General features: G+C 70.3%; 20 protein-coding genes, 5 tRNA genes and 1 pseudogene. 16 read left to right on the top strand and 10 right to left on the bottom strand.

From position 1 onward, the window contains the following. Window positions 1-38: 38 nt before the first annotated feature. On the top strand, window positions 39-1,724 hold the full coding sequence (locus ACZ6TI_RS06370) for a YVTN family beta-propeller repeat protein (RefSeq protein WP_465343931.1): 1,686 nt from the start codon (window positions 39-41) through the stop codon (window positions 1,722-1,724). A gap of 68 nt (window positions 1,725-1,792) precedes the next feature. Next, entirely contained in the window at window positions 1,793-2,908 is a 1,116-nt protein-coding gene (locus tag ACZ6TI_RS06365) for a hypothetical protein (protein ID WP_465343930.1), read from the top strand. Here the strand turns inward: ACZ6TI_RS06365 and ACZ6TI_RS06360 are convergent. From ACZ6TI_RS06360 to ACZ6TI_RS06350, 3 genes are read right to left on the bottom strand one after another with little or no spacing between them, the layout of a single operon-like run. Continuing rightward, window positions 2,872-4,047, bottom strand: coding sequence for a pyridoxal-dependent decarboxylase (locus ACZ6TI_RS06360; RefSeq protein WP_465343929.1), 1,176 nt, complete (start codon window positions 4,045-4,047; stop codon window positions 2,872-2,874). The two genes, ACZ6TI_RS06365 and ACZ6TI_RS06360, sit on opposite strands and share 37 nt — an antisense overlap. After that, the gene (locus tag ACZ6TI_RS06355; protein WP_465343928.1) at window positions 4,044-4,772 is read right to left on the bottom strand and encodes a hypothetical protein; all 729 of its coding nucleotides are present in this window, start codon (window positions 4,770-4,772) and stop codon (window positions 4,044-4,046) included. The genes ACZ6TI_RS06360 and ACZ6TI_RS06355 overlap by 4 nt, the downstream gene beginning before the upstream one ends. A 10-nt stretch (window positions 4,773-4,782) precedes the next feature. Further along, window positions 4,783-6,216 (bottom strand): APC family permease, encoded by a 1,434-nt coding sequence (locus ACZ6TI_RS06350; protein ID WP_465343927.1) that lies wholly within the window; start codon window positions 6,214-6,216, stop codon window positions 4,783-4,785. 118 nt (window positions 6,217-6,334) lie between these two features. Here ACZ6TI_RS06350 and ACZ6TI_RS06345 point away from each other — a divergent pair, with 118 nt between their 5' ends. Together ACZ6TI_RS06345 and ACZ6TI_RS06340 are read left to right on the top strand one after the other, a co-directional pair. Continuing rightward, entirely contained in the window at window positions 6,335-8,719 is a 2,385-nt protein-coding gene (locus ACZ6TI_RS06345) for a glycoside hydrolase family 32 protein (RefSeq protein WP_465343926.1), read from the top strand. Window positions 8,720-8,762: 43 nt separating this feature from the next. Next, window positions 8,763-9,587 carry a DUF1206 domain-containing protein gene (locus tag ACZ6TI_RS06340; protein WP_465343925.1) on the top strand — a complete coding sequence of 275 codons (825 nt, stop codon included), beginning with the start codon at window positions 8,763-8,765 and terminating at the stop codon, window positions 9,585-9,587. Here ACZ6TI_RS06340 and ACZ6TI_RS06335 read toward each other — a convergent pair. Continuing rightward, window positions 9,584-10,060 carry a MarR family winged helix-turn-helix transcriptional regulator gene (locus ACZ6TI_RS06335; RefSeq protein WP_465343924.1) on the bottom strand — a complete coding sequence of 159 codons (477 nt, stop codon included), beginning with the start codon at window positions 10,058-10,060 and terminating at the stop codon, window positions 9,584-9,586. The genes ACZ6TI_RS06340 and ACZ6TI_RS06335 overlap by 4 nt on opposite strands. A gap of 79 nt (window positions 10,061-10,139) precedes the next feature. Between ACZ6TI_RS06335 and ACZ6TI_RS06330 the strand changes: the two genes are divergently transcribed. The 4 genes from ACZ6TI_RS06330 to ACZ6TI_RS06315 all read left to right on the top strand — a co-directional run bounded on the left by ACZ6TI_RS06330 (window position 10,140) and on the right by ACZ6TI_RS06315 (window position 13,416). Beyond that, window positions 10,140-10,634: a hemerythrin domain-containing protein gene (locus ACZ6TI_RS06330; protein WP_465343923.1), complete on the top strand. Its 495-nt coding sequence runs from the start codon at window positions 10,140-10,142 to the stop codon at window positions 10,632-10,634. 94 nt (window positions 10,635-10,728) lie between these two features. Next, complete coding sequence (locus ACZ6TI_RS06325; RefSeq protein WP_465343922.1) at window positions 10,729-11,148, top strand: YciI family protein; 420 nt, start codon at window positions 10,729-10,731, stop codon at window positions 11,146-11,148. Further along, complete coding sequence (locus ACZ6TI_RS06320; RefSeq protein ID WP_465343921.1) at window positions 11,148-12,419, top strand: RNA polymerase sigma factor; 1,272 nt, start codon at window positions 11,148-11,150, stop codon at window positions 12,417-12,419. The genes ACZ6TI_RS06325 and ACZ6TI_RS06320 overlap by 1 nt, the downstream gene beginning before the upstream one ends. 94 nt (window positions 12,420-12,513) lie before the next feature. After that, window positions 12,514-13,416, top strand: a complete 903-nt coding sequence (locus ACZ6TI_RS06315) for a calcium-binding protein (protein WP_465343920.1) — start codon at window positions 12,514-12,516, stop codon at window positions 13,414-13,416. Here the strand turns inward: ACZ6TI_RS06315 and ACZ6TI_RS06310 are convergent. Together ACZ6TI_RS06310 and ACZ6TI_RS06305 are read right to left on the bottom strand one after the other, a co-directional pair. Then, the gene (locus ACZ6TI_RS06310; RefSeq protein ID WP_465343919.1) at window positions 13,409-13,558 is read right to left on the bottom strand and encodes a hypothetical protein; all 150 of its coding nucleotides are present in this window, start codon (window positions 13,556-13,558) and stop codon (window positions 13,409-13,411) included. The two genes, ACZ6TI_RS06315 and ACZ6TI_RS06310, sit on opposite strands and share 8 nt — an antisense overlap. 36 nt (window positions 13,559-13,594) lie before the next feature. After that, on the bottom strand, window positions 13,595-15,073 hold the full coding sequence (locus tag ACZ6TI_RS06305; protein WP_465343918.1) for a S1 family peptidase: 1,479 nt from the start codon (window positions 15,071-15,073) through the stop codon (window positions 13,595-13,597). Window positions 15,074-15,391: 318 nt separating this feature from the next. Between ACZ6TI_RS06305 and ACZ6TI_RS06300 the strand changes: the two genes are divergently transcribed. The 7 genes from ACZ6TI_RS06300 (at window position 15,392) to ACZ6TI_RS06270 (ending at window position 17,202) form a co-directional block, all read left to right on the top strand. Continuing rightward, window positions 15,392-15,465, top strand: a tRNA-Trp gene (locus ACZ6TI_RS06300). 38 nt (window positions 15,466-15,503) lie between these two features. Then, a complete protein-coding gene (locus ACZ6TI_RS06295; protein ID WP_465343917.1) occupies window positions 15,504-15,947 on the top strand; it encodes an HNH endonuclease in 444 nt (147 codons plus the stop codon). A gap of 59 nt (window positions 15,948-16,006) precedes the next feature. After that, window positions 16,007-16,091 (top strand) — tRNA-Ser (locus tag ACZ6TI_RS06290). Between the two features lie 19 nt (window positions 16,092-16,110). After that, window positions 16,111-16,185, top strand: a tRNA-Pro gene (locus tag ACZ6TI_RS06285). Window positions 16,186-16,194: 9 nt separating this feature from the next. Then, a tRNA-Ser gene (locus tag ACZ6TI_RS06280) sits at window positions 16,195-16,283 on the top strand. Window positions 16,284-16,287: 4 nt separating this feature from the next. After that, window positions 16,288-16,359: transfer RNA gene (locus ACZ6TI_RS06275), tRNA-Lys, on the top strand. A gap of 300 nt (window positions 16,360-16,659) precedes the next feature. Beyond that, window positions 16,660-17,202 carry a DUF1062 domain-containing protein gene (locus ACZ6TI_RS06270; RefSeq protein WP_465343916.1) on the top strand — a complete coding sequence of 181 codons (543 nt, stop codon included), beginning with the start codon at window positions 16,660-16,662 and terminating at the stop codon, window positions 17,200-17,202. On the opposite strand, the gene ACZ6TI_RS06265 is transcribed toward ACZ6TI_RS06270, so the two are convergent. Both ACZ6TI_RS06265 and ACZ6TI_RS06260 read right to left on the bottom strand, forming a co-directional pair. Beyond that, window positions 17,197-18,627, bottom strand: coding sequence for an alpha-amylase (locus ACZ6TI_RS06265; RefSeq protein ID WP_465343915.1), 1,431 nt, complete (start codon window positions 18,625-18,627; stop codon window positions 17,197-17,199). The two genes, ACZ6TI_RS06270 and ACZ6TI_RS06265, sit on opposite strands and share 6 nt — an antisense overlap. 13 nt (window positions 18,628-18,640) lie before the next feature. Further along, window positions 18,641-19,558, bottom strand: coding sequence for a LysR family transcriptional regulator (locus ACZ6TI_RS06260; protein WP_465344297.1), 918 nt, complete (start codon window positions 19,556-19,558; stop codon window positions 18,641-18,643). 111 nt (window positions 19,559-19,669) lie between these two features. Between ACZ6TI_RS06260 and ACZ6TI_RS06255 the strand changes: the two genes are divergently transcribed. After that, window positions 19,670-20,758, top strand: coding sequence for a TDT family transporter (locus tag ACZ6TI_RS06255; protein ID WP_465343914.1), 1,089 nt, complete (start codon window positions 19,670-19,672; stop codon window positions 20,756-20,758). A gap of 504 nt (window positions 20,759-21,262) precedes the next feature. Here ACZ6TI_RS06255 and ACZ6TI_RS06250 read toward each other — a convergent pair. Together ACZ6TI_RS06250 and ACZ6TI_RS06245 are read right to left on the bottom strand one after the other, a co-directional pair. After that, window positions 21,263-21,379, bottom strand: a pseudogene (locus tag ACZ6TI_RS06250) (class I SAM-dependent methyltransferase); the annotation flags it as partial. A 384-nt stretch (window positions 21,380-21,763) separates the two neighbouring features. Continuing rightward, window positions 21,764-23,353 carry a DHA2 family efflux MFS transporter permease subunit gene (locus ACZ6TI_RS06245; RefSeq protein ID WP_465343913.1) on the bottom strand — a complete coding sequence of 530 codons (1,590 nt, stop codon included), beginning with the start codon at window positions 23,351-23,353 and terminating at the stop codon, window positions 21,764-21,766. Window positions 23,354-23,523 lie beyond the last annotated feature (170 nt).

Below are 23,523 nucleotides of genomic sequence, written 5' to 3'. Positions count from 1 at the left end.
GATGGTCGTCGTCACTGCATGCTGATCTCGGGGGCACGATGAGTAGACGTGGCTTGCCGCCGCAGCTGGTGGCCGAGATCGACAGCCCGATCCGGGAGGCTCGCCTGCAGGGCGTGTACGAGCTGGCCCGGCTGGCGAACGGTGACGATCTCGTGCTGGCCGCTGCCGCCCGGATGGCCCTGCAGCGCCTGACCGACGACGACAGCCGCACGGTGGCCGCCGCCGCGGTCGCGATGCTCGAGCGCACCACCGTGCGGGTCCACCCCGAGCTGGTGGATTTCGGTCAGGTCCCGCCCGGCTCCCCGGCCCTGGTCACCGACGTGCTGGTGGAAGGCCCGCCGCTGGCGATCGCGGCCGCGAAGGTCACCTCCGCCGGGCCCGGCCTGCGCGCCATGCTGAACGGCCGCCAGCTCCGCATCGCCTGGCACCCCGAATCGGAGTGGCTGGACGGCTCGGTCACCGTGAGCGGCCCGGCCGGCTGGGCCGACGTGCGGGTCACCGGCCAGGTCGTCGAGGAACGCTCGCCGTCGCTGGCCGACATCGACGAGTGGTTCACCGACACCGACGCGTCCGCGTCCCGGGTGACCGTCCTGACCACCCCGCCGAAGCGCCGCCGGGTCGGGCTGACCGTGCTGGTCGCCGGGCTGACCGCGCTGGTCGTGCTGGCCGGCGTGGGCGTCGCGGTGGCCCTGAACGGCTCTCTTTTTGAAAGGGAGGCAACGCCGGTGGCGGCGCCGACCTTCGTCGCGCCGTCACCCTCGGTCGTGCCGAAGGAAGCGCCGGCGAAGGTCCCGAAGGTCCCGCTGGCCCGCTCGATCCGGAGCGTCGGCAAACCGTCCGTGCTGGCCACGATCAAGGTGGGCGAGGAACCGGAAGGCGTCGCGGTGGCGCCGGACGGCCGCACGGTCTACGTCGCCAATCAGGGCGCCAAGGTGCTGTCCGTGGTGGACGCCGCCAGCCGCAAGGTGACCTCGGTGAAGCTGCGCAACACCCCGCGCTTCGTCGCCACGTCGGCCAACGGCCGCCAGGTCTTCGTCTCGATGTATGAGGACGACAAGACCGGCAGCGGGGTCGCCGTGGTCGACGCCACCACCCGCAAGGTCAGCAGATATCTGAGCACCGGCAAGCAGCCGTTCACGCTGTCCGTGGCCCCGGACGGGCGACTCTGGGTGCCGATCCACAGCAGCGGCCGGGTGGACGTCTTCACCGCCTCGGGCCAGCGCCCGGACGGCCGCGTGGAGGTACCGCCCAACCCGCACGCGGTCGCCTTCTCGGCGAGCCTGCGCCGCGCGGTCACCGCCAACCACGAGTCGAACTCCGTCTCGATCATCGACATGCGCACCGACAAGCTGATCAAGTCGGTCGACGTCAGCCGCTCCCCGCACAGCGTCGCCTTCTCCCCCGACGGCAAGAAGATCCTGGTCGCGGGCTACGACGCGAACACCGCCGACCTGATCGACGCGGTCACCCTCAAGCGAATCGGCCCGCTCCGGGTCGGAACAAAACCACAATCCGTCGGGTACGCCCGGGACGGCGCCCATGCCTACGTGGTCAACGAGGGCTCGAACACCATCTCCGTCCTCAATGGCCGGACCGGCGCCGTGACCGCGACGATCAAGGTCGGCCGCAGCCCGCGGACCCTGGCCGTGGCACCGGACGGCCGCACGGCCTATGTGTCCAACGGAGACGACGACACGATCTCGGTTTTGCGGGTAGGAGAATAATCAACTCTCGCCTATTATCAGATCGTGACCAGGCATTACACCCAGTGTCACCACGGTAGGCGAGTGCGATGACCGCCGCGGGCGGGGTCGCGCTGGCCATCGCGATCTTCGGCGCGTTCAGTTACGCCGCCGCGTCGATCTTCCAGGCCGTGGCCGCCCGCCGCAGCACCGGCACGGTCAAGACCATGGGTCACCCGCTCTATCTGCTCGGCATCCTCTGCGACATCCTGGCCTGGGTCGGCGCCATGATCGCGCTGCGCGACCTGGCCGTCTATGTGGTCGAGTCGATCCTGGCCAGCTCGCTGGCGGTCACCGTGGTCGCCGCCCGGCTGGTGCTCGCCTCCCGGCTGCGCAAACGTGACGTCGCCGCGGTCGTCGTCACCATCGTCGCGCTGGTCGCGCTGGGCTTCTCGGCGGGGCCGCAGGAAGACGTCGTCACGTCGGACACGCTGCGCTTCTGGCTCTGCGCCGCCGCGGTCGGCATGGTCGTCGCGGGCTGGACCGCGGGCCACACCGGCGCTCCCGGTGGCGTGGTCGCGGCGCTGGCCGGGCTGTCGCTGGGCGGCGCCGCGCTGGTCGGCCGCGCCCTGCCGGTGCCCGCCGGGCTGGACACGTTCGGCACCGTGATCGCCATCGGCACCGAGCCGCTCACGCTGGCGCTGCTGGTCTTCGCCGGCACCGGCATGATGCTCTACGCGCACGCGCTGCAACACGGCGAGGTCGGGCCGGTCACCGCGGTGCACTGGGCCGCCGAGGTGATCGCGCCGTCCACCATCGCGCTGGTCTTCCTCGGTGACGCCGTGCGTCCCGGCTGGCACTGGACGGCCATGACCGCCGGCGTGGTGATCGTCGGCGCGGCGGTGCTGTTGGCCACCGCACCGGCGACCAACGCGACCCACCACCCGGACGCCGCGCCCGCCTCGCCCCGGGCGCTGCCCTCCGCCGAGCCGGCTCGCGATCGCACGTCGATCCGGGTCATCTGGTGGGGCCCGCCGCCGATCTGGCGGCCACCCGCCCGGGCCGCGGCGACCGCGCCCGCGGAACCGGCGATGGCTCGCCAGCTGGAGTGGACCCCGCCGGCGCACGGCCGGCCACTGTGGTCGGAGATCCAGGAGGAGATCCAGGAGGAGAACGCCGAGCCGGTCCTTCAGAACGCCCGGCCGACGCCCTGGCACGACCTGTAGGAAGCGCACATCGCGTCGACGAACGCGTCGATCTGCGCGCGGGTCACGCCGGGCATGCAGATCAGATGCGACCAGCCGTCCGTGTCGCTCGCGATCGGCCAGGTCCGCAGGATGTCCGCCGGTGGTGTGGGGAACACGACGGTGAAGCCGTGCGGGTGCCGCCAGGCCGGGTAGCCGATCTGGTTGAGCCGGTCGGCGGCATAGGCGGCCAGACCACGGGCGGCGTGCGCGCGGGCGCGGAGGCCGTCGTTGCCCTGTGTCGCCACGGCGTACCACATCATCAGGGCGGGCAGGCCGTCGATCGAGCCGTTCGGGTTGTCGTCGATCGACGCGATGTAGGGCACGTGCCGCTCCCGGCGGAAGGCGCCGCGGCGGCCGAGCACCATGCCGCTGATGTGCGTCACTCCGAAGAACTTGTAGCCCGAGATGGCCACCGAGTGCACCCCCTCGGTCCACAGCGCGCCGTCCAGGGCCAGCGGGATGCCACTGAGCGCGGCGTCGACATGCACGTACCGGTGGTCGGCGCCGGCCGAGTCGAGGATCTTGCCGATCCGGGCCAGGTCGTCGACCGCCTCGGTCATCGTGGTGCCCGCGGTCGCGTTGACGATGGCCGGGCGGGTCGGGTCGAGCGCCTCGGCGAAATGGTCGTAAACCATCTCGCCGAGCTGGTCGGCGTAGATCTGCACGGCGGGCATGGCGAGCTCGTGCAGGATCTTGGGCACGCTGTAGTGCGCGCTGGCCGAGTAGTAGGTGATCGCACCGGGCGGCAGCAGTTCGCGGGCGGCGAGCAGACCGGCCCGGTTGCCCGCGGTGCCGCCGGTGGTCAGGTTGCCCCACCAGTCCGCGGGCGGGAAGCCGAACAGGGCCGCCGCCCAAGCCAGCACGGCCCGCTCGGCGGCCTTGGTGTGGTTGCCGCCGGGCGGGCTGGAGAGCCGGCTGCCGATGTTGTTCCAGATCTTGCCGTAGAAGACGTCCAGCCGGCTGAAGTCGATGTCGGTGGCGACCGGATAGAAGAAGTGCCGGTCGAGTTGGGCGGCGCGCTGGGCGAGCAGACCGTCGAGCACCGCGTCTACGTCGATCGGCGCGCCGGACAGCAGCGACGCGGCCTCGTCGAGCCACGCCGGGTCCGACGAGGTCACGCGGCGGCCAGCACTTCGTGCAACGCGCGCAGGTGCGGCCAGGGCGCCAGCTCGTGCTCGCCGAGCGGGTCGAGCATCAGCTCGCTGTCCCGGCGCACGCCGTGCCCGGTCGGGCTGCGCACCAGCCGGTTGGCGACGATCCGGTGCGCGCCGGCCAGCGGGCCCAGCATCGCGCCGCGCTCGACGTGCACCGCGGTGCCGTCGAACAGATAGATGAAACCCTGTCCGGGCAACCGCAGCGCGTCGTCGCGCTGCACCACCCGGCGGGCCTCCCGCCAGGGCAGCTGCGGACGGTCCAGGGTGGACACCGCCAGTCCCACGTACGCGTGCTCCCAGGTGCGTTCCTCGCTGGTGCCGACGATGCCGGTGACCGGCTCGCGGGGCTCCCAGCGCTGCCCACGGCGGCGGGCCGCGGTGATCCGGGTGACCGCGTGCGCGGCGACCTTGTGCAGCATCTCCAGCATGTCCTCGCCGTCCTCCTCCTCGTCGTCCAGCCGGACGGCGGTGGAGAGCCGGAACGGATAGGCCGTGCGGTCGGTGGAGAACAGCACCAGGGCGTGGGCGCTGAGCGCGTCGGCCGTGCCCCGGTGCTCGGCGGCCAGGCGGGAGTGCGTGAGGTTGGCCTGGATCAGCCGGTCGACCACGGCGCCGCGCAGGTCGCAGGAGAGGTCCCAGCCGGTCTCCTCGTGGTGGCGGCCGCGGCTGATCTCGAAGGAATGCGTCACGGTGTCTCCCTCAGAGCTCGAACTTGCTGAGGCGATCGTTGACCATGCTGTATTTGTCCGGGGTGCCGAAGCCGATCTGCTCGTAGCCGATGCGGTTGCGCAGCACCAGCCCCCAGGTCAGGCCGCCGAGGAAGACGATCACGACGGCGAGCAGGATCAGCATCGGCGCCGTCGAGCCCGGCCCGGTGCCGAGCAATGCATCCACGTTGAAGATCATCAGGGCGGCCACGACCACCCCGCCGCACAGGCCGAGCACCGGCGCGACCGAGTGCACCCACACACCGACCGGGTCCGGCCCGTTGGTGCGCAGATAACGCAGCGCGGCGACCGACGTGAGCAGCAGCAACAGCAGCAGGCTGAGCGCGCCGAGCGCGGAGAAATAGGCGAACAGCGAGGCCAGCGGATCGGTGCCGAGCACCGCGAAGGCGAGGATCACCAGCACCGCCACGCCGCTCTGGGCCAGTGACCCGGCCACCGGCGCGCCGGTGCGGGTGCCGCTGCCGGTGCTCTGCATCCAGATCGGCAGGACACCCTCGCGGGACATCGCGAACGCGTAGCGCGCGCAGATCGAGTGCAGGGCGATCATCGAGGCGACCACCGCCAGGATCAGCACCAGACGCACCACCGGCGGCATCAGCGGCCCGAACTGCTCGTCGAAGACCGCCATCGGGTCGATCGGGGAGCTGGTCACCTCCCCGGCGCCGGCCGCGACGCTGGTCGTCCAGGCGGTCAGCGCATAACAGACCACCAGGAAGGCGAGCGCCGCGCCGACCGCCTTGCCCGGGGCGTGCCGGCCGCGCGCCTCCTCGGAGAAGGTCGCGGCCGCCTCGAAACCCATGAACGAGGCGATGGCATAGGCGAAGGCGCCGCCGACCCCGCCGGTGAGACCGGACGCCCGGAACCCGTCCAGGGTGAGGCCGGCCGCCGGGTTGGCCAGTGCGGCCAGATTGGACAGCAGCACCATCAGCAGTGACAACACCAGGACGATGGCCAGCGCCGCGGTCAGCCGGGTGATGCCGCGCATGCCGAACGCCGCGACCACCGGCACCACGACCAGCGCCCAGATCCACCACTGGCCGCCGAACACGTCGGCCAGCTGCCAGCCGACGAAGCCGTACAGGCTGGTTTGGATGGTGTTGTAGGCCAGCAGCGCGACCATGCCGGCGCCGACTCCCACCGGGCGGCCGAGTCCACGGCTCATCGCCGCGTAGTAGACGGCCGGATGCCGAACCGCGCGGGCCATCGCGACATAGCCCACCGACAGCAGGCCGACGACCACCCCGGCGATCACGAAGACCAGGGGTACGCCGAGCACGTGCGTGCTGCCGTACGCGGCCGGAATCGATCCCTGCTGGACCACCAGCGGCGCGGACGCGGCACACGCGACCGTCCACATTGCCGCGGCGGTCATCTGCTTGCGCTCGAGTGCTCCCTGCATGGTCATCGCCTCGAACCATAGGAGCGGCGGCGGGCCGGCAACCACCGATTGACCGGTCACGGCCATGCGTCGGAGGGATGTATCAATTCTGGTCAAGGCATTGATGTCTGCCTATGCTGCGAAGATGCGCACACGCGGGCGACGACTGGCCGGATTTCTTTCCCTGGTATTGATCGCCGTCGTGCTGACGCCCGCGCGCCCGGCCGCCGCCGGCATCCCGGCCGACTACCCCGAATTCCCCTATCCGGCGACCGGTTACGACGAGGCGTTCCGCGGCCAATTCCACTTCAGCTCGCGGGCCGGTTGGATGAACGACCCGAACGGCTCGTTCTGGTACCGCGGCCGATACCACCTCTTCTATCAGCACAATCCGCACGGGCTGGACTGGGACACCATGCACTGGGGGCACGCCACCAGCACCGACCTGGTGCACTGGACGCAGCAGCCGATCGCGCTCGAGCCGGGCGTGCACCCGGGCGACCTGTGGTCCGGCAACGGCGTGGTGGACACGGCAAATGTGACCGGGCTGAAAAGCGGCGCGGACGACCCGATCCTGGTCTTCTCCGGCACCAACGGCGCGATCATCCATTACAGCCTCGACGGCGCGAAGACCTTCCAGACGTACGCGGCGGGCCGCAAGGTGGCCGTGCCGAACGGGACCAGCCGCGACCCGAAGGTGTTCTGGCACGCGCCGTCCCGCCGCTGGGTGATGGTGATGTGGTCGGACGGCGGCGGCAACGGCGCCGATTTCTACACCTCGACGAATCTGCTCAGCTGGACCTGGCGCAGCCGTTATGCGGCCGGCTGGTTCTTCGAGTGCCCGGACATGTTCCAGCTGCCGGTGGACGGCAACACCGCGAACCAGCCGTGGGTGCTGACCGATGCGAGCGGCGAATATGTGACCGGGGACTTCGACGGCACCACGTTCCGGCCGCGGACGCCGGTGCGGCGGATGGACTACGGCGCCAACGACGCCGGCGGCACGTTCTATGCCGGGCAGACGTTCCTCGGTGACCCGCGCGGGCGCACGATCCAGACGGTGTGGCAGCCGGCCTCGCGGGGCAGCACGTGGAGCGGCAACCTGACGTTCCCGGCGGAGCTGAGGCTGAAGACCTTCGCGGACGGCGTGCGGTTGACCCGTACCCCGATCGAGGAATTGGGGTCCTTGAGGTCCGGGACCGTGACGCTGGCCGATCGGACGATCACCCCGGCCACACCCCTGTCGCCGGCGAGCGCGGACACCTACGAGATCACCGCCGAGTTCGACGTGGCCTCGGCCACCGCCACGCGGTTCGGGCTGAAGCTGCACACCCGCGCGGACGGGAGCTCTGATCGGGCGGTGGCCTATGACCGGGCCGCGCAGACGCTCTACGGCGCGCCGCTCACGCCGGTGAACGGCCGGGTCACGATGCGGGTGCTGGTGGACCGCGGGCAGCTGGAGGTGTTCGGCAACAACGGCGAGCTGTCGGTCAGCGACGTGGTCCGCTTCGACTCCGGCGCGCAGGGCATTCAGGCCTTCGCGGAGGGCGGCTCGGTGCGGCTCGTGTCGCTGCGCTTCGACCGGCTCGGATCGGCCTGGGGCGTCGGCGAATCCACGCTGACCGGCAACCTCGGCGGCACCTGGTCGGCGCGCGGCGGCACCTGGACCGACGTGGCCGGCGGCAAACAGGGCGCGGCGGCCGGTGACGGCTTCTACCTGAACTCGACGATCAGCGGCGACGGGACCTATGAGGCGGACATCCGGCTGCGAGACGCGGCGGCGGCCGGGCTGACCTTCCGCGAGAACTACACCGCCAACGTGGATGCGGCCGGCTTGGTCAAGCTGTGGCGGCCGGGACGCGACATCGCCACCTTCGCGACGCCGATCGCCCGGGACCGCACCTATCACCTGAAAGTGGTGGCCGCCGGGCCGCGCCTGCGGGTCTTCCTGGATCACGGGACCGTGCCGGTGATCGACGCCGAGGACACCGCGCTGGCGAGCGGCCGGGCGGGCGCGAACGTCTTCGGCGGCAGCGCGGTGGTCGGCAACATCACCCGGGACGCGCCCGGATTCAGCACCAACCTGGCCGGGCCGTGGCGGCCGGCCGGCGGCACCTGGACGGCGCCCGGCAGCGGCGTGTACGCGCAGGCGCCCGGCGACGCGTTCCTGCTGAGCGGGACGACCGGCGCCGACTTCACCTACGACGCCGACGTCCGGCCGGTGAACGGGGTCGCCGCCGCGCTCACCTTCCGGGCCTCGGCGGACGCGACCCAGCACTACACGGCCAACGTGGATGTCGGCGGACTGGTCAAGCTGTGGCGGCCGGGACGCGACATCGCCACGTACGCGACGCCGATCGTGCCCGGCCGCACCTACCACCTGACCGTGATCGCCCGCGGTCCGAGCCTGCGGGTGCTGCTGAACGGCGTGCCGGTGATCGACGCGACCGACACCGCGTACGCCTCGGGCCTGCTCGGCCTGAACGCCTTCAACGGCAGCGCGTCCTTCCAGAACGTACGGATCAGTTAGGCCCGGTGTTTACCGAAAGCGCTGGTGGGTCAAGGCAGGGGCCATGTCCTCCGTACACCGGCAAGCCCGCGGCGCCGCTTCCCGCGCCGCCGACAGCACCTGGCTGGACCGGCTGACCCGCGGCGGTCTCGTCGGGTACGGCGTCATCCACCTGCTCTTCGCCTGGCTGATCGTGCAGATCGCCTTCGACGGCTCGTCCACCGACGGCGACCAGTCCGGCGCGCTGCACGCCCTGGCCGAGAAGCCGTTCGGCACGTTCCTGATCACGCTGGTCGTGATCGGCCTGATCGCGATGATCCTGTGGCAGGTGCTGGAGGCGATCGTCGGTCACCGTGACCAGCGCGGCCGGCAGCGGCTGACCGCGCGCATCGTCTCCGGGGCGCGCGCCGCCTTCTACACCTATCTGTGCTGGAACGGCATCAAGGTGCTGCGCGGCAAGTCCGCGTCCAGCGCCGACACCCAGCAGCAGGCGAGCGAGGACCTGATGGCCTCCGGCGGCGGCCGGTTCACCGTGGCGCTGGCCGGCATCATCGTCGCGGCGATCGGCGCCGGGCTGGTGGTCTACGGCATCCGCGAGAAGTTCTTGGAGCACCTGAAGACCGGCCAGATGAACGCCTCGATGCGCCGGCTCACCAAGCGGCTCGGCATCGTCGGCTACGCCGCCAAGGGCGGCGCCTATGCCATCGCCGGCGTCCTCTTCATGGTCGCGGCCATCCAGTACGACTCGGAGAAGGCTCGCGGTCTCGATGCGGCGCTGAGCGAACTGGCCGAGCAGAGTTATGGCCCCTGGCTGCTGGCGCTGACCGCGCTCGGCATCGGCGCCTACGGCCTCTACTCGGTCATCGCGGCCCGTTACCGCAAGATCTAGCTTTCGGCTCTGCGGTCCAGTTTCGAGCTCGGGTTGATCGTCGCGGTGATCCGGCGGCCGATCGCGCCCAGCGCCCGCACCTGGGCCGCGGTCAGCGGGTCGATCACGAACCGCCGGACCGTCTCCACGTGCCCCGGCGCGGCGGCTTCGAGCGCCGCGAAACCCGCGTCGGTGAGGATCGCGTTGGTGTAGCGGCCGTCCTGCGGGTCGGGCTCACGGCGCATCCAGCCGCGCTGCTCGAGGCGCTTGGCCGCGTTTGACAGCCGGGTCAGCGAGCCGTTGGTCAGCTCGGCCAGGTCGCTCATCCGATGCGTGCGGTCGTCCGCGACGGACAGCACGCTGAGCACGAAGTATTCGAACATGTTGAGCCCGGCGTCGCGCTGCAGCTGCGCGTCGAGCACCGGCGGCAGCAGCAGGAAGATGCCGGCCACGCCCATCCAGGCGTCCGTCTCCTCATCGCTCAGCCACCGCATCCGCCCATTCTAGCCATGACTTCACCGGTGAAGTGACGCGTGCTACGTTTGACTTCACCGTTGAAGTGAAGGGCAGATCATGGGCGTGCTCGACGACAACCCGCTGCTGCGCCAGCTGCAGTGGGTGCACAATGGCCTGCGGCGCGATCTCGCCGACGTCCGGCAGCTCGCGGCCGACGTGGCGGGCGGTGCCACCACGACCGAGGTGCGGGCCGGGCTGGGCCGGTTGCAGAGCCAGGGTCCGCTGTTCCAGCTGCGGGTCAACTGCCTGACCTACTGCAGCTTCGTGCATCACCACCATCGGAACGAGGACGTCGCGCTCTTCCCGGCGGTGCGCCGATCGGCGCCCGAGCTCACCGCCACGGTCGACCGCCTGGAGTCCGACCACCGCGTGGTCTCCGACCTGCTCGACGAGATCGAGGAGACCGCCACCCGGCTGGACGCGGCCGCCGACCGGGAACACCTGGTCAAGGCCCTGGAGACGCTGTCCGACCACCTGCTCGAGCACCTGGCCTTCGAGGAGGAGTCGCTGGCGCCGGTCCTCAAGGCCTGGCAGAGCTGGCCGATCGACTAGATTTTCTTTTCCGGTGTTGTCGATCCTCGTGGCCGGCCGTTCGACCTGTGGGTGAGAGGGTCGACAAGCGGCCCGATTCGCGAGGAGAACGACGATGGCAAGGTACATGTTGATCATGCGCGGCACCGACGAGTCCGTGGCCGAGATGATGAAGACCCCGTTCGAGGAGATGCTCGAGACGATGGGTCGCTTCAACGAGGAGATGATCAAGGCGGGCGTGGTGGTCGCCATGGAGGGCCTCGACGACCCCAGCCAGGGTGTGGTGGTCGACTACACCGCCGGCGCCCCGGTCGTCACCGACGGCCCCTACGGCGAGACCAAGGAGCTGTTCGGCGGCTTCTGGCTGCTCGACGTCGCCACCAAGGAGGAGGCGATCGAGTGGGCCAAGCGCGCCCCCGCGACACCCGGCTCCAAGTGCGAGATCCGCCGGGTGCCGACCATCGACGAGTTCCCGCAGGACAACGAGTGGATCATCCGGGAGAAGGCCTGGCGCGAGCGCACCGGGCAGCTCTGATGTACGCCGCCCCGGACGGTCCCGCCGCTGCCGCTGCGGCTCGGCGGGCCGTCGAGGCGGTGTGGCGCATCGAGTCCGCCAAGATCGTCGCGGTGCTGGCCCGCTACACCGGCGACTTCGAGCTCGCCGAGGACGCCGCCCAGGAGGCGGTGGCCGAGGCGCTGGTCTCCTGGTCCCGGGACGGCGTGCCGCCGAACGCGGTGGGCTGGCTGATCACCGCGGCGCGCCGCCGGGCCATCGACGCCTTCCGCCGCCGGGACACCCTGGACCAGAAGTACGCCCTGCTCGCCAACGACCTGGACCAGAGCGCGACCGACGAGCTGTGGGATCCCGAGCGGCTGGACGACGACGTGCTCGCGCTGATGTTCATCGCCTGCCACCCGGTGCTGTCCCCCGAGGCGCGGGTGGCGCTGACCCTGCGCGCGGTCGGCGGCCTGTCCAGCGAGGAGATCGCCCGCGCGTTCCTGGTGCCGGTGCCGACCATCCAGGCCCGGATCACCCGGGCGAAGAAGACCATCGGCGCGGCCAACGTGCCGTTCGAGGTGCCGCCGCCCGAGGAGCGCCGCGAGCGGCTCGGTGGCGTGCTGAGCGTGCTCTATGTGATCTTCACCGAGGGCTCGACGGCCACCGCCGGCGACCGGCTGCTGCGGATCGATCTCGCGGCGGAGGCGATCCGGCTGGCCCGGATGCTGGTGGCGCTGGCGCCGGACGAGCCCGAGGTGTCCGGGTTGCTGGCGCTGCTCGAGCTCACCGCCGCGCGATTTCCCGCCCGCACCGGGCCGGACGGCGCGGCGGTGCTGCTCGAGGACCAGGATCGGCGGTTGTGGGACCGCTCGGCGATTCGCCGCGGGCTCGCCGCGATCGGTCGCGCCACCGCGGTCGGTCGCGGCCTCGGACCGTACGGGTTGCAGGCCGCGATCGCCGCCTGCCATGCGTCGGCGCCCTCGGTGCGGGAGACCGACTGGGAGCGCATCGTGCTGCTCTACGAAGCCCTGGGCCGGGTCGCGCCGTCCCCGATCGTCGAGCTCAACCGGGCGGTCGCGGTCGCCATGGCACACGGCCCGCAGCCGGCTCTGTCCATGGTGGACGAGTTGGTCGCCACCGACCGCCTGCCCGGATCACATCTGGTCCCGACCGTGCGCGGCGAGTTGCTGACCCGGCTGGGCCGCACCGGAGAGGCGCGGGCCGAGCTGGAACTGGCCGCCCGCTTGTGCCGCAACGAGCGCGAGCGGGACGTCCTGCTGCGCAAGGCGGCGGCGTTGGAAACCTGACAGGAGCCGTCCGAACTCGTCCGGGATCTCCCCGCCCGCACCGCCGCGCCGCGACGCTCGACCGGCAAGTGCGGTTTCGAGAGGTGGGGGAATCATGAAGTCGATCAGCAAAGCCCGGGTCGCCCGCTGGGTCGGTGTCACGGCCGGGGCGGTGGTGTTCCCGGCCGCTCTGCTCGCCGCGCCGGCCTATGCGTCCGGCCTGGTCTTCAAGAGCGGCCAGGACATCGTGGCCACCATGTCGACCGGGATGAGCCACACCGTCCTGGTCGCGCCGTCCGGTTCGACAGCGGTCCTGATCAGCGCGTCCGGCGAGTCGTTGAGCGCCGGCATCGGCTGCACCCAGTCCGGCGCCGCGGTGTTCTGCCCGCTCGACACGTTCACCACGGTCATCGTGAACGGCGCCGAGTTCGCCGACACCATCACCAAGACCGCGAACGTGCGGGGCGACCTGCGCGGCGGTTCCGGCAACGACACCATCAACGCGGGCCCGTCGCCGGCCGCGAACGTGCTCGACGGCGGCTTCGGCCAGGACATCATCAACGGCGGACCGAGCAACGACGTCTTCAACGCCGGCCCCGGCAACGACCGCTTCTCCGGCGGTGGGAGCCTCGACATCGTCAGCTACATCAACTCGACCGCCGGGGTCACCGTGACCATCGACAACGTCTTCAACGACGGCGTCCCCGGTGAGCAGGACAGCATCCAGACCGACGTGGAACTCATCTACGGCAGCAATTTCGCCGACACGCTGACCGGCTCGTCGCTGGCCAACATCTTCCTCGGGTTTGCCGGCGACGACCGGCTCAACGGCGGTGGCGGCGACGACACCCTGGTCGGCGACACCGGCCGGGACACCCTGCGCGGGGAGGGCGGCAACGACCGGCTCGAGGTGAAGGACGGGGTGACCGGGGAGATCGCCGACGGTGACATCGGAACCGACACCTGCCTGATCGACGCGGCCGACGTGCCGTTCTCCTGCGAGACCATCCTCAGGTAGTCAGCACCAGCACCCAGTCGGTCTCGCCGGTGCCGTTGTCGCCCGGCGTGGTGAAGGCCGACGATTCAGCCCCGCCATCGGTGCGCGCGCCGGTGGCGGGTTTGAACCTCCGCGATGGCGAGAGAAAGAGAACCGCCCGCACCGCGGAGAGCGATGCGGACGGAACGCCGGAGAAACGTCAGGGGTTGGTGTAGCCGAGCGAGTAGGAGCCGGAGCCGCTGTAGGCGTGCACCCGCCAGCGGTAGTAGCCGGACGAGCCGTTGTAGGTCACGCTCTCGTCGGCCGCCTCGGTGATGCCCTGCGCCACCACGGACCAGCTCGCGCCGTTCCACTTCTGCAGGTACAGGTCGAAGTCGGTGCCGGTCGGGCCGTCCAGGCAGCCACGGTGCGCGCCGGAGCCGGCCGAGTAGTAGTAGCTGCCGTTCGGCTGATAGACGCTGGCGCCGCTGGAGAGCGAGCCGGTCACGGTGAACTCGTACCCGGTGCAGGCGCCCGGTGGCGGTTCGGTCGGCGGGGTGCCGCTACCGGTGAGCAGCGTCCGGCCGTACGCCGACAGGATCTCGTTGACCGGCTGGAAGTAGGTCGTGCCGCCGGAGGTGCAGTTGCCGGAACCGCCGGACGTGACACCCTGCGCCTGCTGACCGCTGAGCCAGGAGCCGCCCGAGTCGCCGGGCTCGGCGCACGCGTTGGTGCGGGTCAGGCCGGTGACCGTACCCTGCGCGTAGTTGACCGTCTGGTTGTAGGCCTGGACCGTGCCGCAGCGCCAGCCGGTGGTCGAGCCCGAGCGGCAGATCGCCGCGCCGATGGCGGCCACAGTCGAACCGGCCACCGTCACGTTGCCGCCGGCGTAGTTGTTGACCCACGGCTGCGGCGTCCAGTTCGCGTTGACCGAGACCCAGGCGTAGTCGTTGCCCGGGAAGGACGAGCCCTGGAAGCTGCCCTGGGCCACCTGGTTGTAGCCGGAGGTCGCGTTGCCCGCGTTGCCGCAGTGGCCGGCCGTGACGAAGCCGCCGTTCACGGCGAAGCCGATCGAGCAGCGCCCACCCCCGATGTAGTAGGCGTCACCGCCGCGCACGTCGTACAGCGTCCGTGGTTGTTCCGCGGTGGTCTCCACCCGGATCGCGCTCGCGTCCGCACCGCTGGCCTTGACGAAGGCCTTGGCCTTCGCGGTGCCGCCGCGGGCCTGCACCACCACGGTGTTGGTCTTGACGTCGACATACCAGCCGGGCACCGCGGTGGGCGGCGCCTTGGCCGCGGCCCGGTCGAGCACGGCCTTGATCGCGTCGAGCTTCGCGGCGCTGCGGCCGACCAGCTTGGGGGTGGCGCCGGCCGCGGTGACCTCGGCGGCCTTGGCGGAATCGGTGACCGCCACGACGAACGACTTGGCATCGGCGGTCAGCCAGGCGCCGGCAAAGGCCGGCCCGAGCTTCTTGCGCAACTTCAGTTCGGTACGCCCGGCAGCGTTGTCCTTGGCGATGCGATCACGCGCGCCGTCCAGGGTCAGGCCGAAATCCCGCTGCATGGCGGCGAGCATGGCGGGCGAGGCGGCGTCGGTCGGCTGGGGAGCGGGGGCTTTCGCGATGGCTGGGCTTGCGACCAGAACGCCGACGGGCAGCAGCATGACCGCGGCGGCGGCGGTGGCGAGGGCTCGATTCATCCGGTCACTCCTTCAGGGGTGGAGCTGTGCGGGTGCGCACACCGTAACGACGGGTGATCGATACTGGTAGATCTCACTTTGCTCATACCGTTTATCCGGCGCGCGAAAAGCGTTGACGACAGGGAGCGAGTCGGCCATCCTGGATCTCGGCAACACACCGCACACATTGAGAGGAGTTGAACCGTTATGTCATCCCCGTGGTCGACGGTCAAGCCCTCTGAGCTGGTGCGGTGGAGCGGGTAGGCGCGGCAAGATCTGCGTTTGCGCCGCCCCGGTGAGGGCGGCTTTTTTGTACCCATTTCAGATCCGAAATTGCTTACGGGTGTAGCTCAACGGCCTAGAGCACCGGCCTCCAAATCCGAAGGTTGCAGGTTCGAATCCTGCCGCCCGTGCATTGTCGTGAACGATTCCAGGAAAGGAGGTGGGCCCGATGACCGCGGTGCTGGTTTTGAATGCAGACCTCGGCCCGCTGCATCGGGTCAGCCTCAAGCACGCGATCCGGATGCTCTGCCGCCGGGTCGCCGAGGTCCACGAGGCCGAGCCGGACCAGGTGATCGGGGTCTTCCCGATGCCACGGGCGGTCCGGCTGGTGGCCTACGTGGTGACGCGCTGGCGCTACGGCCGCGGACCGGCCTGGTCCCGGCAGGGTGTGCTGGTCCGCGATGAGCGGCGCTGCGCGTACTGCCGCAAGGCGGCCTCGACCATCGACCACGTCGTGCCGCGTTCGCGCGGCGGAGCCAACACGTGGCTCAACACCGTCGCCGCGTGCGGCCGGTGTAACCAGCGCAAGGGTGACCGGACCCCGGCCGAGGCCGGGATGCCGCTGCGGGCCAAGCCTTGGGCCCCCAGCTGGGCACAGCTGGCACCGCGCTGAGGGCCGGGCCGGCGGGGGAATCGCTACCCCCGCCGGCCCGGACGATCCTCAGCTTTGATGGAGGGTTGGCCGAGTGGGAAGGCTGCGGCTTGCTAAGCCGTCGACAGGGTTCGCCCTGCGCAGGTTCGATCCCTGCACCCTCCGCGTTCTTTCTTCACAGAGACGGGTTGTAGCGCAGTTTGGTCAGCGCGCTCGGTTTGGAACCGAGAGGCCGCCGGTTCGAATCCGGCCAACCCGACGCGGTTCTGGAGGAGCCAGCCGACAGCCGGCGCCGGCCACCGTCTCGAAAACGGTTGGGGCTAATCACCCGTGGCGGTTCGACCCCGCCCTCCTCCGCAACGCGCCGTTAGCTCAGCGGTAGAGCTTCCGCCTCTTAAGCGGTAGGTCGCAGGTTCGATCCCTGCACGGCGCACGAGTAGCACCCGATAACCGATGGAGTTGGGCGGTCGCCCGCTGTTAGCGTTCGCAGCGTTCCGGGTGCCGAACGAGGACGGGCCGTTGTACACCAGCTGAGACATTCACTGCACTGACCTCCCGCATGGTCCACAGCGAGAGCGGCGCGCCGTCCTGACACGCGGCCCGCCACTCGCTCCTTCGCCATGCGCGGACCTCTCCGCGGAGCGTCGTCTCCGCACGCAGATGTCGCAGCAGATCGGTATCCACCGAGGTGTCCAACAACAGAACAGCACGGCAAATCACCACGCAGTGGCTGGTGCGCCCGACCGGCCTCCCGCTCATCCGTCGCCGCTGCCTGAGCTGCGCGTCGGCGCAGTACCGCGCACACGGAAAGTTCCGGATCAACGCGAACCACAAACTCCTCGACGTCTGGCTCCTGGCGCTCTGCGTCGGATGCGGGGAGACCATCAAGCTGACCGTCCTGGAACGCGCCCACGTGCGCGCCATCGATCCGGCGGCTCTGACCCGATTCCACGACAACGACCTGGAACTCGCGGCGAAGTTGCTGCGCGACCCGGGACTGCTGCGCCGAAACGGCGTCACGCTCGACTGGGAGGGTGCGTGGATCGTGCAGCGGACGGCGGCCGACCTCTCGGCGGCCGAGGTGATCGACACCTCGGTCCACTTCGTCCAGCAGATCCCGATCAGGCTGACCGCACTGCTGTCGGCCGGCTTGGAGGTGTCCCGATCCGAGGTGCGGAAGCTCATCGCCGCCGGGGACCTCAGATCGAAGGACCGCCTGACCGGCAAGGCATCCGGCGACTTCAGCTTCACCCTGCACCGGGAGCCGGCCTCATAGGCGAGCGCCGGCGTGGATGGCGATGGCGTCGTGGGCCACCACGTCGGCCCGGAACCAGCCGGCGGCGTCGACCGTGATGATCGGGCCGGTGCAGGTGCTTCCCGAACGCTCGCCGTGGATCACATCGCAGTAGCGGCCGGCCGGCATGTTCGTCTGGTATGAGCGGCCGGCCACCGCGAAGTCCTCGTCGTTGATCGTCAGGTAGCCGGCGCTGCCACGGCCGAAGGCGATGTGCTGGAAGCCGTTGTCGTACCAGTTGACGACGCCGGTGCCGGTGACCGCGTTGCGGAAGCCGACCATGTTCGCGATCACCTGCCAGCGGTGCTCGCAGCGCCAGCCGCCGGTGAAGCAGGTGCTGTTGTTCGTGCGCCCGGACGCGTCCGACGGCGGGCCCTGGTCACGGTTGCCGAACTCGTAGCTCGACATCACCGTCGGCGAGCCGTAGGGCCAGGCCAGCATGAACGCGTTGGCCAGGGCGTAGAGGCCGTTGTCGCGGTAGGTGAGGGTGCCGGGGGTGTCGCGCTGGGTGTCGTGGTTGTCGACGAAGACGTTCGCCACGTTGCCCGGCAGATATCCCCAGCCCTCGCCGAAGTTGTTCAGGTAGGCCAGCCGCTCGTTGCGGAAGACCCGGGCCAGGTCCTTGCCGTAGCGGAACTCGTGCACATCGCCGTTGCCGGTGTACTCGGTCGGGGTGATCGGCTCGCCGGCGCCGAAGATGACCTCCTGCACCAGGTATGCCGGCCGGCTCAGCCTCGCCTTCAACGCCGCGACGTCACCGGCCGCCATGTGCTTGCTCGCGTCCATCCGGAAGCCGTCGACCCCGAGGGAGAGCAGGTCGTTGAGGTATCCGGCGAGTCGCCCGCGCACATAATCGGCACCGGTGTTCAGGTCGGCCAGGTTGGCCAACTCGCAGTTCTGCACCTCGTACCGGTCGTTGTAGTTTTGAATGTCGTCGTTGCCGTTTCGGCCGCAGTGGTGGAAGTCCTGCGTCTGATAGGTGCCCGGGTAGTCATAGTGTGACCAGGCACTTCCGGCCCAGCCCGGCCCGCTCTTGTCGGTGTTGGCCATGTGGTTGACCACCGCGTCGACGATCACCTTGACGCCCGCGTTGTGGCAGGCGTTGACCATCGCCTGGAACTGCGCGCGGGTGCCCTTGCGCGACTCGATCTGATAGCTCACCGGCTGATAGGCGACCCACCACTCCTGGCCGCGCACGTGCTCCTGCGGCGGCGAGACCTGCACATAGCCGTAGCCGCGGGGGCCGAGGAAGGTGGTGCACTCGGCGGCGACCGACGACCAGTTCCACTCGAACAGGTTGGCGATCACCGTCTTCGGACCGGCGGTGGCGGCGGAGGCCGGCGCCTGTGGCACTGCGAGGGCGACGGCGACGAGCAGGATTGTTACGAGCGAGCGGCGAAACGACATAGTTGACTGTCTATCACCGTGGCGCCCCGATGTGTGTCAGCAATGCGCGCACGCCACCCGCGGGCGGGGCGCGGCCGCCGGTCCAGACCGCGCGCAGATCGCGGCGCAGGGCGAGGCCGGTCACCGGGACGTGCCGCAACCGCCCGGCCAGCAGATCGTCGCCGACCGCGAGCCGGCTGATCACCGCGGGACCGGCGCCGGCCAGCACCGCGGCGCGCACCGAAGCGGTGGTGGAAAGTTCCAGCGCGGCCGGCGCCTGCCGAAAGCCGACACCGAGAACGCGACGCAGCGCGGCGGTCAGCGACTCCCGGGTGCCGGACCCGGCCTCGCGGGTGACCAGCGGCGTCTGACCCAGCTCCTCGGCGTCGATGCCGTTCTTGCGGCGGGCCCAGCGGTGATCCGGCGGCACCACCAGCACCAGCTCGTCGTGCGCCACGACCCGGCTGCGCAGGCCGCGCGGCGCGTGCGGTCCCTCCACGAAACCCAGGTCGGCCGCGCCGGCCAGCACCCGCTCGAGCACGTGTTCGCTGTTGGTCGCCTCGAGCACCACCTGCACCGGGGTGACGCCGCGACGCTGGGCATCGGCCCGCAGGCTGACCAGCCAACTCGGCAGCAGCTGCTCGGCGACCGTCAGGCTCGCGCTGACCCGGATGCGGCTGCGGGTGTCGTCGCGCAGTGCCGACAGGCCCGCGTCGACCTCGTGCGCGACGCTGAGCAGCCGGTCGGCCCACTGCGCGACGACCACACCGGCCGGGGTGAGCTCGGCGCCGCGGGTCGTGCGGGTGGCCAGGCGCACGCCGGTCTGTCTCTCCAGCGCCGCCATCCGCGCCGAGACGGCCTGCTGGGTCAGGCCGATCTCGCGCGCCGCCGCGCTCAAACTCCCTGCTCCAGCCACTGCGAGAAGGACCTCCAGGGAAGCCAGGTCCGGCATGCGCGCGCTCAACCCCACAACCCCTGATGGTACGGGGCCACAAGCACACCTTGTGGGTCCACAACCTCGGGGCACCTGCCGTTGTCGCCCGGCAACCGTGATGGTGGAGGAGTGAACACGTCTGCCTTGGCTCCCGCCCCGCCACTCGACGTGTTGGCGTACATCACCCCGAACTGGTACGCGACGATCATGGGCACCGGCATCGTGGCCACCGCCGCGACGTCGCTGCCGCTGCAGTTTCCCGGCCTGCACGGCTTCGCCACCGGCGTCTGGGCGCTCGCCGTCGTGCTGCTCGCGGCCCTCACCGCCGCGACGATCACGCATTGGCGGCGGTATCCGTGCACCGCCCGAAGCCACCACGCCGACCCGGTCATGGCCTGCTTCTATGGCGCTCCCCCGATGGCCCTGATGACGGTCGGCGCCGGCACACTGCTGCTCGGCCCGGACGTCATCGGCGTCACGGCGGCGGTCGGCATCGACTGGGCGCTGTGGACGGCCGGCACGATCGGCGGGCTGATCACCGCGGTGTGGGTGCCGTATCGGCAGTTCACCCGGCCGGCCGGCGTGCCGTTCGGCGGGTGGCTGATGCCGGTGGTGCCGCCGATGGTGTCGGCGTCGACCGGTGCGCTGCTGGTGCCGCACGCGCCCGCCGGGCAGGCGCGGCTGACGCTGATCCTGGCCTGTTGCGGCATGTTCGGGCTGAGCCTCGTCGCGTCGCTGGTGGTGATCACACTGATCTGGGGGCGGCTCGCCCGGCACGGCGCCGGACCGGCGCGCATGGTGCCGACCCTGTGGATGGTGCTCGGCCCGCTGGGCCAGTCGATCACCGCGGCGAACCTGCTGGGCGGCGTCGCGGCGTCGGCGTTGCCCGCGCCCCATGCGCAGGCCATGGAGGTGTTCGGCGTGCTGTATGGCGTACCCATGTGGGGTTTCGCCTTGCTGTGGGCCGCGTTCGCAGCGGCCGTGACGGTCCGGACGGCGCGCGACCACCTGCCCTTCTCGTTGACGTGGTGGTCGTTCACCTTCCCGGTGGGCACGGTGGTGACCGGCACGTCGGCCCTGGCGGTGCACACGGGCGCGACGGGCTTCGCCGGCGCGGCGGTGCTCTTCTATGCGGCCTTGCTCGCGGCGTGGGCGGTGGTGGCGGCCCGCACCGCCAAGGGCGCCTTGACCACCACCCTGTTCCGCCCGGCAGTCTGAGAGACCTCTCGGGTTGACGCCTTGCTCTGCACACAAATACGCAACACCCCTCGCGAGCTGCGACGGCTCCCGGAGCCGACCTTCGTCGTCCGCTGTGTGCTGACGACGGACCCCTCGACGTCCAGCCCGAGTGGCATGCGACGCGGAATGCGTCATCGCGAGACTCATCACCGCGGGGCGCGCCGGCGAGACGTGGCGGATCGGTCCGACGCAGAACACCTCGACGCAGCGCAGCCGACGCTGAACAACCCGACGCGGCGAGGGCCGTTCGGTTGGTCTGGTTGGTTCCTCGCAGGCTCGGACGGCGAAGCCGTGGGGCGGGGCCGCGGGCAGGTAGTCGCCGGTGGCGTGGTTCCAGTTTGGACGTGCCGTGGCGGCCGCCGGTGGACTGCTCGATCGGTGGGTAGAGCGGCGAGCCGAAGAAAGTGGGCTTCGGGTGTCCGAGACGACCAGGTGGCCGCCCGGCTTGAGCATCCGGGCCGCCTCGGCGAAAAACTGGCACAGGTCCTTCAGGTGGGACAGGGCCAGGGTGCAGACGACGTCGGGCTCGACCGGGTGATTCGTGAAAGAGCCTGGGGCGAACTCGGCCTGGGGGACGTTGGTGCGGGCTCGGGCGAGCATGCCTGGGGAGATGTCGAAGCCTCGGACCTGGTGGTCTCGTTCGACCAGCAGGTGGCGCTCGTTCGGCCGGTGCCGCAGGCGGCGGCGATGGCCGCGCCGGGCGGGAGGCTGTCCAGGATTGGGAGCGGGGCCTGGTACTGCAATGGGAAGGCGCGGTTAGGGTCGCTGTTCTAGGTGCGTGACCAGGCGTCGTCGCCCTCGGCGGTCGGCAGCGGCGGGAGGTCGACGTCGGGGCCGAACTCGACCGCCCGGCCGAGGAGATCGTGGATCTCCTCGAACCGGGCGGCGGTGAAACTCGCTGTCGTGCTCCCCCGGCTAACGCGCGCAGCAGGGCTGCGCCTTCCAAGCAGAGAAGCTAGGCCGGCGGGTGCTGGTGGATCTCGCTCAGTGGATCATTACGGGGGCTTCCAAGCGGCCCTCGCCCTCGCCTTCGCCCTCGCCGGTCGCGTCGCCTGTCTTGGCCGGCGTGCGTTTGCGTGGCAGGAACGCGATCGGGATGAACGTGCACAGCACCAGCGCGAAGCCGACCCAGAATGTGGTGGCGAACGAGTCCGCCACGAAGTCGAGGCCGCGCTCGATGATGTTCGGCGGCACCGGCAACTGCTGGGAGTGGCTGGCGATCGCCGCGCCCGCCTCGGTGATCGGCTCACCGGTGCGTGGGTTGTTCAGCCCCGGGATCGGGTCGGACTGGTTGAGCTGGCTGGTCAGGATCACCGACATGATCGCGGAACCGATCGAGCCGCCGATCTGCTGCAGGATGTTCACCAGCGTGGAGCCGCGGGCCACCTCGTTGCTGTGCAGGGTGCGCAGCGCCGACGTCATGATCGGCATCATCGTGCCGCCCATGCCGAGGCCCATCACGAACAGCGAACCGCAGAGCACCAGGTAGGACGTGTCGGCCTCGACCTGGGTGAAGGCGAAGAACCCGGCGGCGATCAGCGCCATCGCGAACGGCACCGTGCGGCCGACCGGGATCTTGTCGGCGAGGGTGCCGGCGATCGGCATGGTGATCATCGCGCCCAGGCCCTGCGGGGCCATCAGCAGACCGGCGTGCAGCGTCGACTCGCCGCGGACCTGGAGGAAGTAGCTCGGGAACAGCAGCCCGGCGCCCATGAACGCGATGATGAAGACGAACAGCGAGATCGACGAGACGGTCAGCATCCGGTTGCGGAAGAGCCGCAGGTCGAGCAGCGGGTGCTTGGGCTTGAACGAATAGAGCACGAAGCCGATCACCAGCAGGGCGCCGACCAGCATCGTCGCCCACACCTTGGTGGCGGTGATCGTGCCGGTCTCCGGCAGCGAGGACACGCCGTAAAGGAAGAGGGCCAGGCCCGGCGACAACATCAGCATGCCGACGAAGTCGAACGACTCACCCGGCTTGGCGGTGTCCTTGGGCAGCGCGAAGAACGCGTAGACCAGGGCGATCGCGCCGATCGGCAGGTTGATCAGGAAGACCCAGTGCCAGCTCGCGGCCTCGATCAGCCAGCCGCCGAGGATGGGGCCGCCGATCGGGCCGAGCAGCATCGGGATGCCGAGCACGGCCATCAGCCGGCCGATCCGCTGCGGGCCGGCCGCGCGGGTCATGATCGTCATGCCGATCGGCATCAGCATGCCGCCGCCGAGGCCCTGCAGCACGCGGTAGGCGACCAGCTGCTCGATCGAGTCGGCGGTGGCGCAGAGCACCGAACCGAGCGTGAACAGCAGCAACGCCAGCATGTAAAGGCGCTTGGTGCCGAACCGGTCGGCGGCCCAGCCGCTCAGCGGGATCACCGTGGCGAGCGCGAGTGTGTAACCCGTCATGGTCCAGGCGACCTGCGCATAGGTCGCGTCGAACTCGGTCTGGAAGGTCGGCAGCGCGACGCTGACGACGGTGATGTCGAGGATCGACATGATCGCGCCGAGGACCACCACGCCGGCGACCTTGAGCACGGCCGCATCGAGCTTGTCGGGCGGCGCGGCGACTTGATCAGTCACGGAGATGCTCCAACTTCTTGATCTTGAATGGCACTCGTCGACGGGCTGCTGAAAAGTCGCAGGCCGCGCGCGTCAGAAGAAGACCATGATTTCATTGCGTCGCCGGTGCCAGCACCTGTTTAACGGTTCCCGGGGCTGTGTGCCCTGTCTCAATGGGCGGACCGGGCGGG

Source organism: Actinoplanes sp. NPDC051388 (assembly GCF_055586225.1).
This window is presented reverse-complemented; position numbering and strand designations above follow the sequence as displayed.